Source organism: Microbacterium album (genome assembly GCF_014643695.1).
Classification (GTDB): Bacteria; Actinomycetota; Actinomycetes; order Actinomycetales; family Microbacteriaceae; genus Microbacterium; species Microbacterium album.
This window is the reverse complement of record NZ_BMJY01000007.1, coordinates 1-12,947: the sequence shown is the minus strand read 5'-3', so window position 1 is coordinate 12,947 and position 12,947 is coordinate 1. Positions and strand designations below refer to the sequence as shown.

The 12,947-nt window shown below is 71.7% G+C and carries 7 protein-coding genes; 2 read left to right on the top strand and 5 right to left on the bottom strand.

Features of this window, described 5'->3' with window-relative positions:
* Positions 1 to 3 precede the first annotated feature (3 nt).
* Positions 4 to 846, bottom strand: a complete 843-nt coding sequence (locus IEX37_RS09365; protein WP_188756009.1) for an exodeoxyribonuclease III — start codon at positions 844 to 846, stop codon at positions 4 to 6.
* Positions 847 to 931: 85 nt separating this feature from the next.
* Here IEX37_RS09365 and pyrE point away from each other — a divergent pair, with 85 nt between their 5' ends.
* On the top strand, positions 932 to 1,507 hold the full coding sequence (gene pyrE, locus IEX37_RS09360; RefSeq protein ID WP_188756008.1) for an orotate phosphoribosyltransferase: 576 nt from the start codon (positions 932 to 934) through the stop codon (positions 1,505 to 1,507).
* A gap of 17 nt (positions 1,508 to 1,524) precedes the next feature.
* Positions 1,525 to 2,430 carry an ROK family protein gene (locus tag IEX37_RS09355; protein ID WP_229663186.1) on the top strand — a complete coding sequence of 302 codons (906 nt, stop codon included), beginning with the start codon at positions 1,525 to 1,527 and terminating at the stop codon, positions 2,428 to 2,430.
* Between the two features lie 31 nt (positions 2,431 to 2,461).
* On the opposite strand, the gene IEX37_RS09350 is transcribed toward IEX37_RS09355, so the two are convergent.
* From IEX37_RS09350 to cofC, 4 genes are all read right to left on the bottom strand, one after another.
* Positions 2,462 to 3,127, bottom strand: coding sequence for a response regulator (locus IEX37_RS09350; RefSeq protein WP_188756006.1), 666 nt, complete (start codon positions 3,125 to 3,127; stop codon positions 2,462 to 2,464).
* Positions 3,124 to 5,040 (bottom strand): sensor histidine kinase, encoded by a 1,917-nt coding sequence (locus IEX37_RS09345; RefSeq protein WP_188756005.1) that lies wholly within the window; start codon positions 5,038 to 5,040, stop codon positions 3,124 to 3,126. Before IEX37_RS09345 ends, IEX37_RS09350 begins: the two co-directional genes overlap by 4 nt.
* A gap of 38 nt (positions 5,041 to 5,078) precedes the next feature.
* Positions 5,079 to 12,008, bottom strand: a complete 6,930-nt coding sequence (locus tag IEX37_RS09340) for a PKD domain-containing protein (protein WP_188756004.1) — start codon at positions 12,006 to 12,008, stop codon at positions 5,079 to 5,081.
* A gap of 197 nt (positions 12,009 to 12,205) precedes the next feature.
* Positions 12,206 to 12,835, bottom strand: a complete 630-nt coding sequence (gene cofC / locus IEX37_RS09335; RefSeq protein ID WP_188756003.1) for a 2-phospho-L-lactate guanylyltransferase — start codon at positions 12,833 to 12,835, stop codon at positions 12,206 to 12,208.
* Positions 12,836 to 12,947 lie beyond the last annotated feature (112 nt).

Here is a 12,947-nt window from a genome sequence, read left to right as displayed (position 1 = left end):
TGGTCAGCCGAAGATCATCGGGACGTCGTCCTCGTCGGCCGGCTCGAGGTCGAGGTCCACGACGACCGGCACGTGATCGCTCGGGGCGTCGCCCTTGCGCTCGTCGCGGTGGATCGCCGCGCCGGTCACCGCGTCTGCCAGAGCGCGTGATCCGAGGATGAAGTCGATGCGGAGCCCCTGGTCGCGTGGGAACTTGAGGGCCTTGTAGTCCCAGTAGGTGTAGCCGGTCGGCACGAGCGGGCGCACGACGTCGGTGACGCCGGCCGACTCGAGCGCCGCGAACGCCTCGCGCTCGGCGGGCGAGACGTGCGTCGTGGCGCCCTCGACCACCTGGGGGTCGCCGTTGTCGGCGTCGGTGGGGGCGATGTTGAAGTCGCCGACCAGCGCGAGCGGCAGGTCGGGGTCGGCCGCCAGCGTCGCGCGCGTGTGCTCCTCGAGCGCCTTGAGCCAGTGCAGCTTGTAGACGTAGTGCGGGTCGCGTAGCGAGCGTCCGTTGGGGACGTACAGGCTCCACACCCGCACGCCGGCCACCGTGGCGCCGATCGCGCGCGCCTCGAGCGGCGCGTCCGGGCCGTCATGATCCTTCAGGAAGCCCGGCATGCCCGGAAAGGCATATTCGACGTCCTCGATGGGCTCACGGCTCGCGATCGCGACGCCGTTCCACTGGTTCAGGCCGTGGGCCTCGACGTGGTACCCGGCCGCCTCGAACTCCGCGTACGGGAACTGCGCCGGCGTGCACTTGATCTCCTGCATCGCCAAGACGTCGATGTGCTCACGCTCGGCGAAGGCGACGATGCGCCCCACGCGGGCGCGGATCGAGTTCACGTTCCAGGTGGCGAGACGCATGGAACCAGCCTAGGTCGTGCCGCCGACGCGAACCCGTCACTCGACCGCCGCGATGAGCATCCGCGCCGTCCGTAGACTGTTCGGCATGCCCGCCTCCTCTCCCGAGATCGAAGCCGACCGGCAGGCGCTCGTGCGCCTCATCAGGGACGAGGCGGTGTTCCACGGCGACTTCACCCTCTCGAGCGGCAAGAGGGCCACGTACTACGTGGACATGCGCCGACTCACGCTCGACCACCGTGCGGCACCGGCCATCGGACGAATCATGCTCGACCTGATCGCCGACATCCCGGACGTCGTCGCGGTCGGCGGGCTCACGCTCGGGGCGGACCCCATCGCGAACGCGATCATGCACGAGTCCGCGCGCACGGACCGTCCGCTCGACGCCTTCGTCGTGCGGAAGGAGCCCAAGGACCACGGGCGCGGACGCCAGATCGAGGGCGCCGAGGTCGCGGGGCGCCGCGTGGTGGTCGTCGAGGACACCTCGACCACCGGGCAGTCGGCGCTCAAAGCCGTCGAGGCGCTGCGCCGCGAGGGCGCGGAGGTCGTCGCGGTCGCCGTGATCGTGGACCGCTCCACGGGAGCGCAGGCCGCGATCGAGGCCGCCGGTCTCGAATGGCGCGCCGCGATCGGGCTCGCCGACCTCGGCCTCGACCCCCAGTAGCGCGAGAGGCCCGAGCCGTGAGCGCCCGTCTCGCCCTGGCCCTCGATCTCGGGGGGACCAAGCTGGACGCCGCGCTCGTCACCGGGGCAGGCGAGGTGATCGCCGCGAGTCGCAACCGCCGCCCGACCGGGCGATCCGCGACTCCCGCCGACCTCGACGAGGCTCTCGCCGGCACGATCGCGCAGGCGCTCGAGCAGCTGCCGGCGGGAGCCGAGTTCGCGGGCGTCGGGATCGGAAGCGCTGGTCCCATCGACCGCGCGGACGGCGCGATCTACCCCGTCAACATGCCGGGGGTGCACGGCTTCGGTCTCACCGGAGCGGCGCGCGGGGCGGCGGCACGGGTGCTGGGGAGCGACGACTTCCCGGTGCGACTGCGCCACGACGGCGGCTGTCTCGCGCTGGCGGAGTCCTGGCTGGGCGCCGCCGCCGGCGCGCGCGCATCGCTGTCGATCGTGGTGTCCACGGGCGTGGGCGGCGGGATCGTCGTGGACGGCGCCCCGATCGGCGGGGCCTCGGGCAACGCGGGACACCTGGGACAGCTCGTCGTCGGCGACAGCACCCTCGAGGAGATCGCGTCCGGGCCGTCCAGCGTCGTGTGGGCGCGCAGCCGCGGATGGGCCGGGGAGACGGGCGAGGACCTGGGGCGTGCCGCGGCCGCGGGCGACCGCACGGCGCGCGCGGCCATCCAGCGCTCGGCGCGGGCCGTGGGCCTCGGCTTGGCGAACGCCTCGACCCTGCTCGACCTCGACGTGATCGCGATCAGCGGCGGGTTCTCGCGCGTGTCGGACGACTACGTCGACCTCGTCGGCGCCGCGCTGCGCGAGAGCGCCGTGCTGCCCTACGCGCGCGCGACGCGCGTGGTCCGCAGCGCCCTGGGCGACGAGGGCCCGCTCGTGGGCGCCGCCGCGCTCGTCCTCCGCTGACCCGGACGGCCCGCCGCCACCCGCATGCGGATCACCGCTGCGGGGCGAGGCCGAGCTCGTAGGCGAGGATGACCAGTTGCACGCGGTCACGCAGCCCCAGTTTGGCGAGAATGCGCGTCACATAGGTCTTCACCGTCGCCTCGCTGAGATGCAGGTGTGCCGCGATCTCGGCATTGGACATGCCGCGGGTGAGGGCGCGGATGACGGCGAGCTCGCGCTCGGTGACGTCGCGCAGCACCTCCGCGGCGTCCGCGCGATCGCGGGATCCCGCGGGCGTGCGCTGCACGAAGCTGGTGACCAGACGGGCGATCACGGATGGCGCGAGTACCTGCCGCCCCTGGTGCACGGCGCGGATGGCATCGAGCATGTCGGCCGTGGGCGACGTCTTCAGCAGGAACCCGCTGGCCCCGGCCTTGAGACCTTCGAAGACATACTCCTCGAGATCGAACATCGTCAGCAGGAGCACCCGCGGGCCAGGTCTCTCGGCACGCAGCAGCGCGATCCCCTCGATGCCCGTCGTCCCCGGCATCTCGATGTCCATGAGCACGACGTCCGCGGCAGCGACGATCGCGAGTCGAGCGGCCTCGGCACCGTCCTCGGCCTCGCCCACCACGGTGAGATCGGGTTCGGCGTCGATGATCGCCGTCAGTCCGGTGCGGATCAACTCCTGATCGTCGGCCACCACGACGCGGATCACGAGGGCGTCTCCGCGGCCGCCCGCGCGGCGACGACCGCCGGGCGCCCCCGTCCGTCCTGCACCGGCATGCGGGCATGCACGACGAACCCACCCGCGCTCGCGCCCGCCTCGAACTCGCCGCCGCACGCGCGCACGCGTTCCTCGAGCCCGCGGAGCCCCGAGCCGCTGCCTTCCTCGGTCCCGCGCCCGACGACCGGTCGGCCGGTGTCGACGACGCGGATGTGATGCGTCCGTCCCTCCACCCACGCCTCGATGGCGATGTCGCCGCCGACGGAGTGCCGCAGTGCGTTGGTGAGCGACTCCTGCACGACGCGATACAGCGTGCCGGTGATCGGCGGAGCGCTCGGAAGCTCCGCAAGACGCAGTTCGACCTTGTATCCGCAGCGGCGGACGCCGGCGACCATTCGCTCCAGCGCCGCCCGCAACTGCCCGGGCTCGGCGTATCGCCGGGTCGCGTCGCCGAACTCGCACGCGTCGAGCGCGCCGAAGAGAGCGTCGATCTCGGCGAGCGCGTCCTCGCCGGCCTGCACCACGGCCTCCAGCGCGGATCGCGCCCGTTCGGGCGCCTTCTCCCGCAGGGCGAGGGCGACGCCGGCCTGCGTGACCATGACCCCCACCGCATGGCCGGCGACGTCGTGCAGCTCCTTCGCGAGCCGGAGCCGATCGTTGCGCACCGCCTTCGCCGCGGCGGTGTCCAGTTGCGCCCGCAACGACTCCCCCTGCGCGCGGGCGGTGCGCAGGATCCGGTCACGCTCGCTCCACGCCCACCCCGCCATCGTGGGCAGGAGGAAGACGGTGGCGATGAACGCGATCGCCATGGGTCCGTTGGGCAGCGCCACGACGACCGCCGCACCGCCGAGCGTCCCGGTGATCGACCATCGGCCGCGCACCTCGGCCGTGGCGAGCACCCATGCGATGACCGCGTACGCCAGCGCGGCCGGCATGAGAGATTCGGGGTCGGCGGGCATGTCGAACAGGGCGCACAGAGTCGCCGCAGCGAGGCCGAGGCCTGCCGTACGCGGGAACGCGTGCACGAGCACGACCGCGAGGATCGCAGTGCCCCAGAGCACTGCGGTGGTCCACGAGCGGTCCCACTGCGGGTGGGTCACGATCAGGCCGAGCATGAGGCCGATCGGCGCGAGTGTGCGCGCCAGCAGCGGCGCCGTCTGGCCGAGCCCGCGAGCCCGACGCGGAGGGGCCTCGTCGGGCTCGGCGCGCAGCAGCCCGAGCAGGCGGCGCAGCTCGTCCACGGCATCGGCACCGCGCTGCTGGATGAGGGAGAGTTCCGTGACGTCGAGGCCGGCGCGTGCCCGGTGAGCGGACGCGCGCATGTCGAGCACCGCGACGCGCAGGGTCACCAGGGCGCGATCGGCGAGCCGGGCGCGTTCTTCGACCACGCGATCGACGCTCACCGCATCCGGGTCGGCATCCTCGAGTGCGCGAGCCTCGGCGACGGCTTGCTGCGCTCGGAGCGCCCGGAAGCGCACGACGCGACCGAAGACCCACATCGACCCGAACAGCACGATCGACACGACGAAGGCGCTCAGAATCGATGCGGGTTCGGCCCGCAGCGCGCTCGTGACGACGCACACCGCGGTCAGCCCCGCGCCGACCCAGGTCGAGCCGACCGAGCGCCCCGCACTGTACAGCGCGATCGCGAACGGCAGCACCATGTCGACGGTTCCCCACGGCGCGCCCGCCAGCCACGTGACCGTGCTGGCCGCGGCGACGAGCGCGACCGAGGAAACGGCGCGACGATCCACGCCGAAGACTCCGAGCACGACGAGGGGCACGGCCAGCAGCGCGGTGGGCGGCGCATCCAGGAGGAAGACGACGACCCAGGCACCGACGAGCAGCGCCGCGCACGCTCTCGCGCCGGCGCTGCGCATCCACGTGGGCCCGCCCGGGCTCATGGCATCAGGGTAGTGGTCACCGCACGGATGCGGGGAGCTCAACGCCGGACGCGCGCGCGCCTCGCGATCACGAGCGCACCGAGAAGCAGCATGAGGCTTCCGGCGCCGAGAAGCCACGGGCTCGCCTCCCCTCCGGTGACCGGGAGTGAGTTTCCGTCCCGTGCCCCCGGTGGCTGCGCGGCATCCACCGATCCCTGCCCCTGACTCGGGCTTGGAGCGGGGTCGGGAGTGCCGGTCGGGCTCGGAGTGGGGTCGGGAGTGCCGCTCGGGCTCGGGCTCGGACTCGCGGTCGGAGTCGGAGTGGGAGTGGGAGTCGGGCTCGGGCTCGCGGTCGGGGTCGGGGACGGGCTCGCGGTCGGGGTCGGGGACGGGCTCGCGGTCGGAGTCGGGCTCGGAGTGGGAGTCGGGCTCGGGTTCGGCGTGCCGCCGACGAGCGAGGCGGTGTCCTCACGGTAGCTGACGGCGAACTCGATCTCCGGGTTCACCGAGAACCGCACGGCCGACTCCGCGCGCCAGGCGGCGTTGGGCAGTGTCTCGTCGAGGATGAACCCGTTCGCAATCCGCTGCTCGATTTCGTCGTCGGTGAGCGGAGCGCCCGTCATCGGATCGCGCAGCCGGCCGTCGCTGTAGTCGTCCGGGGTGATCGGACGCCAGCCGGGGAGCCCGGTGGGCGCGCCGTCGTCGTCGGTCGTGACGCCCGGCCACGGCAGGATGTGTCGGATGCCCCGGTCGACCGGGTCCAGGGTGACGTCGAGTGGTTCCACATCGGCGATCGGACGACCGTCCGCATCCACCGGCCACCACCGCATCGAGATCGGAAGCTCCTCGAGCATCGGCGTGGTTGCCGCGCTGACGATGAGGTACGGCGCACCGTTCACCAGACGCGCGGTCACGTTGGCCGTGATGTGGCCGAGCGCGAGGGTCGAGTCATCGCAGTCGTTCCCGGGGCGCCCGTCCCCCAGCGCGGTCGCGCAGGCGGTGAGCACCGCCGAGGCGGCGGTCGGAGGCACCGCGGTCGCGGGCAGGCTCTCGGTGAGCGTTCCCTCGTCCACGGTGACCGGGGGCTGCGCGATGGGGCGCACCGTCGCGGTCACGAGGATCTCGTGCGTGTCGAGCACGTCGAGACGGTCGCCCTCGACGAGCAGCCAGCTGCCGTCGCGGCCGTCGGGGTGCGCGCCGATCAGGTCGGCACCGTGCACGATGGTCCACCCGCCGGCATCCACCGCGGTGATCTCGATCTCGGCGGGCACCTCGTGGGCGACCTGGACACTGTTCACGGCATCGCCCCGGTTCGCCACCGTCAGGGAGTACGTGAACGACTCGCCGCTGACGCGACCGTCCCCCGCGGTGTGCGCGACGGTGAGCGCGACGTTCGCTCGCGCCTCGACCCGGATGATCGTCGTGTCGGTCGCGGTGTTGTTGCTCATGTCGCGTTCCGGGCCGAGCTGCGGATTGCCGGCGATCGTCGCGGTGTTCTCGATCAGGTGCTCGCCCGCCCCGAGCTGGTCGGCATCCGCGGTGCGCACGGTCACGGTCCGCACCGCCTCGGCTTGCGGCGTGAGGGCGAACTCCGGCCAGGTGACCGTCCCGTCCGCCGCTGAATACACGCCGCCGTCGCTCGCCGACACGAAGCTCACGCCGGCGGGCAGCGTGTCGGTGACGACGATCTCGTCGACCGTGATCGCGCCACGGTTCGAGGCGGTCAGCGTATAGGTGAGCTCGGTGTCCGGGCCGGCGGTGTCGACCCCGTCGGTCTTGGCGATCGCCAGATCGGGGGTCTGCGCGACCCGCACGCAGCCGGTGACGAGCGCGTCGAGCACGGCCGACGCGTCGCGCTGGAACTGCGTGATGGGCCAGGCCGCACCGCCCGACACCTGGGCGAGCCCACCCGGCAGTGCTCCGTAGCCTTCGTTGGTCGCCAGGTCGCTCGTGATGATGGAGAACACCGCGGCATCGCGGCTGCGGATCGCGGCGAGGGCCTCCTCCTTCGTGGTGGCGGGCAGCGCGGATGTCGCTTCGCTCACGGCCGCGTCGCTGATGAGCACCAGACATGTCGCGGCGTGGCCGCGGAACTGCAGGTCGGATCCGGTAGCGACCTCCACACCGTGATAGCCGTTCGCGCTCGCGCTCGACGTCCGCAGGCGGCCCAGCGCCGCCGCGTATTCCGTCATGTTCTGGGTGACGGGACTGAGGACGTGACCGAACCCGCCGGTATAGCCCCCGGCGTAGCCGACGAGCCCTACGCGGTGATCGAGGTGTGCGCCGAGCCCCTGGTTGATCTCGTGGATGCGTTCGATCACCGCGCGCTGATAGCTGGCCATGCTGGAGGACTCGTCGACGACGAAGACGATGTCGGCGGCGGGCACGTCGACGTCACGCTCGAGGGACGCGGGATGGTGCAGTGCCGAGCCCGCGAAATCGATCGCGAGCGACTCGGAGGCGGAAGATCCGGGAAGCAGCACCTCCGCGTATCCGTCGTCATCCGTCTGCGCCACCGCCGATGTGGTGCCATCGGCGGTGATCGTCATCGGCGCGGAACCGACCGGGTGCGAGGTGAGAGCGTCCAACAGACGGATTCTGACCCGCAGGTCGTCGCCCGCGGCCGCCGCTTCGATGATCTGCAGGTAGGCGGGGCGCTTGTCGATCGTCGCCGTGAGGGTGCCCCGGGTCACACCGCCGTCGCCGTCGTCGGCGGTGAGGGTGATCACGTAGTCGCCGGGCATCGCGTAGACGTGCGGCTGCCGCAACAGAGTGCTGCTTCGGCAGTCACCGGAGACCTCGGTGGTCTCGCCGTCGCCCCACTCCCATGTGCACCGGACCTGGTCGACCGGATCGGTCACCGACGCCTGCGGGGTGACGGGAACGCCCGCGACTCCGGTGAGATCCGCCCCCGGAACGACCGTGGGCGCGACGTTGGCGACGGTGATCTCGTGTGTGACGGAGGTCCACAGGTAGTCGGGCGTGAGCGCGCGCACGGTGAACCCGCGCACGCCGTCGTCGGGCATCGGGTAGATGCGGGCGAAGTCGGCAGCCACGATCGACACCGATGCTCGCCAGTCGAAATCGATCGTCCACTCCACCGCCGGGGTGCTGCCCACGGTGTCGCCGAGGATGTACACCTGCGCGCCCTCGTTGACGGTCCAGGGCGCGGGGATCAGGTTGGTCGGGCTCGTGCCCAGATCCACCTGCAGTGCGGGGGCGTGCGGGACGACATAGGTGCCCGTGGTGGTCTCCACGTCCCCTGCCGCGTCGGTCACCGTCAACGTGACGTTGTAGTCGCCCGGCCCGGGGAAGGTGTGGACCGGGTGCTGCTCGGAAGACGTCGTACCGTCACCGAAGTCCCACGCCCACGCGGTGATCGTCTCCGGACCGGCGGACAGGTCGACGAAGGGCACATCGATGTGCGAGCCACGCGCGGGCGAGTAGACGTCGATGTCGGTCAGAGCCATGTAGTCACGTACGCCGTGCACGGCCGGCAGCCGCACCTGCACGTACTTGGCGGCGACCGGCTCGAAGACGATCCAGTTCTGCTGTCGCGCGAAGTCGGGGATCGGCATGCCGGCAACCCGGGTGAAGTCCTCGGCATCCTGCCCTGTCGTCGACACCCAGATCTCGGCCGCTGTCGGCACCCCCTGCGGCGACGACAGCATGACGCGGTCGATGACGTGCACGTCGCCGTTGCGCAGGAGCACCGTGATCTGCTGGTCGGTGACGGCACCCCGCTCGGAGCGCCATTCCGTGGCAGCGTGGGAGATCGCGTTCTCGGCAGGGTAATTGCTCCAGTGACTCGACGCGGAGGTCACCGTCGCGCCCACCCCCGCGCCGTTCGCGACGTTCAGCCCGTCGACGGTGAGCGCCTCGACCGTGCGGAGGCGAACGTGGTCGCCACTGTGGGGGCGCAGGTCTCGCAATTCGATGAAGCGCGCCTCGACCGGGGCGGGGAAGACGAACTCCTCCCCGCCGCTCCCGCGCGACACCGCCACGTTCTCGAGCACGGGCGAGAACGAGCCGGGGTCGGCGCTGGTGGAAGCGTAGATGGAGAGGTTCGCCGGGTCCTGCGACGCGCCGGTGCGGATCACACGGACCCGGTCGATCAGATGACTGCCCTCGCCGCCGACCTCGAAGCGATACCACTGGTCTGCGCTCTGACCGCTCGCGCTGCGCCAGAATGTGGTGTTCGGCAGGAGTGCATGACCGGCGCTCGCCGGATCGTGCGTGGACGAGGCGTCGACGAACGTCGCCGCCGGACCGACGGGGAGCGACACGATGCCGCCGTCGCGGCCGGCGGTGGGCAGCTCGATCCGCTGGACCTCGATGTAGTCGGTGGCGCCTGTCAGGCCGCCCAGGTTGTTCACGAGCGTGAGCTTCGCGTAGCGAGCGGTCTGGGCGGGGAACGAGAACTCCTGGGTGCCGACGGCGCTGTCGCGGCGGTCGGTCACGACGGGGACGAAATCACCGGCCGCGAAGCCGCGCTGCGAGAGGGAGAGCACGAAGTCACCCAGGCCGCGCGCGGTGGTGGCGGAGGAGATGCGGACCCTGTCCACGAGGTCGCCGCCGCCGCCGGCGAGCTCGAACACGATCTCCTGGTGTGTCGCCTCCCCCGCGGCCGTGCGGTAGGTCGTCGTGTTCGGCGCGATAGCGTTCGCCGGGCTGAACGACGCCGAGGCGTTCACGCTGGTCGCGATGAGCATGCGGGCTCCGCTGGCCAGGTCGGCGGCGTTGTACGCCTTCGCGACGGTGAATGCACTGCTCAGGTCAGGTGCCGGGGGCTCCGTCACCGGAGCGGTGACGACGATCGCCTGCTCGTGCGATGCCCAGGCGCCGGAGGTGTCCTGCACGATGAGCGTGACCGTATACGTGCCGGGCTCGACGAAAGTGTGCGTGACGGGTCCGTCGCCGACCAGCTGCGTGCCGTCGCCGAGATACCAGGTGTGGGTGATCGCGTCGCCGTCGGGATCGCTGGACGTCGACGTGAAGGTCACCTGGAGCGGGGCGACGCCGTCGGTGACGTCCGCGGTGAACGCGGCGACGGGGGGCTGACCGACGGGGACGGACGCCACCACTTCGCCGGTCTTGGTGGCGCTGGCTCTGCCGTCGCTGACGACGAGCACGACGCTGTAGATGAACCCCGTTTCGAAGGTGCGCGTCACCTCCGCGCCGGTGAGGGTCTGGCCGTCGCCGAAGTGCCAGGTGTGCGTGAGTTCGTCGCCGTCGGGGTCGCTCGAGGTGGAGGTGAACGTGACTTCGAGCGGGTCGCTGCCCGGAACCTCGGTCTGGACGAAGTCGGCGATCGGCGGGGAGTTGGGCGGCTCGGCGGGGGGTGCGACGGTGATCGTCTGGACCGCCTCATCCCAGGCCCCGTGGGGATCGGTCGCCAGCAGCGAGACGGTGTAGATGCCGGGCCGGGTGAAGGTGTAGGTGACCTCGGAGCCGGTGCGGCTCGCGACTCCTCCGATGTCCCAGGCGAGGGTGAGGGGATCGCCGTCGGGGTCGCTCGACGTGGACGTGAAGACGACGGTCAGCGGAGCCTCGCCCGCGGTGACGGATGCCGTGTAGGCCGCGACCGGCGCGTTGTTGGGCGGGGGCGCATCGGCGCGCTTGCGCTGCTCTGATGCCTCCACGCTCAGCATGCGGCCGAACTCGTCGAACGCCGTGATCGTCTCGGGGAGGAGGCCGCGCACATGGGCGAGTAGCGAACGCGCGTTGACGCCAGGATCCTCGAGAGAGACGAGGTTCGTCCCGCCGACGAGGATGTGCTGATAGTCGGCCTCCAGCTCCGCGAGGCTGTCCTCGGCGATCTCCGCGTCGCGAAGCTGAGCGAGCTGCTCGGGTGTGTGTCCTTCGGTGCGGATGCGTTCACGCTCAGCCATCGCCGCCGTGTAGTGCTCGACGGTCGTGATCGGCTCGGCCATCTCGGCCTCGCCCTCCAGACTCGGCTGGAGGATCTCGATGCGCCGCAGAGCCTTGACCTGCTCGCGTGTGAACTCCGATGCGGCATCCGCCTGGATCGCGGCGGCGTCCCAATCCTCGGCGATGACAGCACCCTGGTACCGCTCGAACGCGATCCGCGCGGCGGTGCCGTAGGCGTTCGCCGCGTCATAAGCGGCGTACAGGTCGCCGTGCGCGGCGAGGGTCGGCGCGAACTCGTCGCCGAGGTCGCTGGTGTCGGCGAACGCGAACACCGGCGGGGCGACCGTGGCGAAGTCCGGGTCGGGCGGGTCGTTGGCGATGTCGGCCATCATCTTGGTGACGCCGCAGGACACTTCCTTCAGCATCGTCCAGGCCGCGGCCACCGTCGTGGTGTCGACGAAGTAATCCCAGGCCGCCGCGCCGCCGCCGAGCACCAAGCCCATACGTCCACCGTCGACCTTCTTGTACATCTTCTTCCCCGCCGAACCGGCGTTGCGGAAGCTGCGCAGGTGGGTCGCCATGCACACCGCGCCCGTGCCGATGCCGAAGCTCGTCGCGTGACGCTTCCACGCTTCGAGCTCCTCGCGGCCCCCCGTGGGGTCGCACACCTGGCTGCAGGGGTGCACGGTGAACACATCGGACAGGGCGACGCCCTTGCGATCGGGGCCGGTGCTGAGCAGCCGCCACTGACCGACCTGCAGCCATGGACCGTCCAAGGGCATCCCCGGGAGCGTGCCGAGGCCGATGTAGAAGTTCGGCGTGCCCCATGCGGGGGTTTCGCAGGTCGCCCCGGAGGGGCTGGTCACGGTCGCCTCGACGACGCACACGTAACCGCCGGTGATGTCGGACGTCATCGTCGCGTACAGCACCGAGTTGGCGTAGAACTCGTACGTGGGGATGCCCGAGCTGTCCGCCGGCATGATGTTGTACAGGGCGGCCGAGGCCGGCTGCTCGTCGAGCGCGAGATGAGCGGCGGCGCCTCCGCCGATCGCCAAGACGATGCTCAGGAGCATCGCCGTCCAGCGCCGTCTGCCGCTCACTTCGGGTGCGTCTGTCATCGAACCGGTACTCCCGCCCGCATCAGCTGGTTCTCGTGTGCGCGCGATGATCGGCCGCGGTGCTCGCGGCGCGCCGGTGCACACGGACCAGAACGTAACAGCGGCCGCGCGGGCCCACTATCAACTTTCGGGGACGTTTCGATGCGACTTTCGGTGGTCGGCTGCGGATCGGGGCCCGGGGTGCCGGCGGCCGGCGGTCAGCCCTCGAGGAGGGCCGAGGTGCGGGGGCCGAGCCCGAGGGCTGCGGCCGCGCGCAGCTGGTCGGCCGTGTCGACGTCGCGGCGGAGGGACGACGTGGTCGGCAGGTCGATCGGGGTGTAGCCGGCGGCCGCGTGGCGGTCGCGGGAGCCGGAGCCGAACAGCGGCACGAGGCCGGCGCCGGCGCCGGCGGTGAGGAGCGTGGTGCCCGTGTCCTCGGCGTCGGCGACGAAGCCGCGGGCAACGGCCTCGGCGCGCGCGAGCGCGTCGTCCAGGTCCGCGGGATCCAGCGCCGGCAGGTCGCCGAGCAGAGCGGCACGCGGTCGCTCGGGATCCGCGCTCGCCGCGCCGGCCGCGACGGCGGCGTTGAGACCCGCGCCGGGGTCGGCGACGACGCGCGCCGGGGTGGCGCCGGCAGCCGCCGGAACCCCCGCCGCGACGTCGGGGTCGGACGTCACGATCACGACCTCGGCGACGCGGGCGGCGCGGGCGACGGCCGCAACGGTGTCCAGCGCGATCGCCCGCGCCATCCGCTCGCGGGGTCCCACCGCCAGACGCGACTTGCCGGTGCCGCCCTTGACGGGCACCACGACGGTCCAGGCCGGCGTGGTGCGGGGGTCGTGGTTCAACGGAAGCGCTCGCGCAGGCGGGGCAGCACCTGCTCGCCGTAGAGGCGGAGGAAGGTCTCCTGGTCGTGGCCGGGGTCGTGGAACACGAGGTGGCGGAACCCGAGGTCGACGT

Excerpts from the sequence above, each read along its gene's own strand:
- IEX37_RS09365 (WP_188756009.1), bottom strand. The coding sequence starts at position 846 with ATGCGTCTCGCCACCTGGAACGTGAACTCGATCCGCGCCCGCGTGGGG.
- pyrE (WP_188756008.1), top strand. The coding sequence starts at position 932 with ATGCCCGCCTCCTCTCCCGAGATCGAAGCCGACCGGCAGGCGCTCGTG.
- IEX37_RS09345 (WP_188756005.1), bottom strand. The coding sequence starts at position 5,040 with ATGAGCCCGGGCGGGCCCACGTGGATGCGCAGCGCCGGCGCGAGAGCG.
- IEX37_RS09340 (WP_188756004.1), bottom strand. The coding sequence starts at position 12,008 with ATGACAGACGCACCCGAAGTGAGCGGCAGACGGCGCTGGACGGCGATG.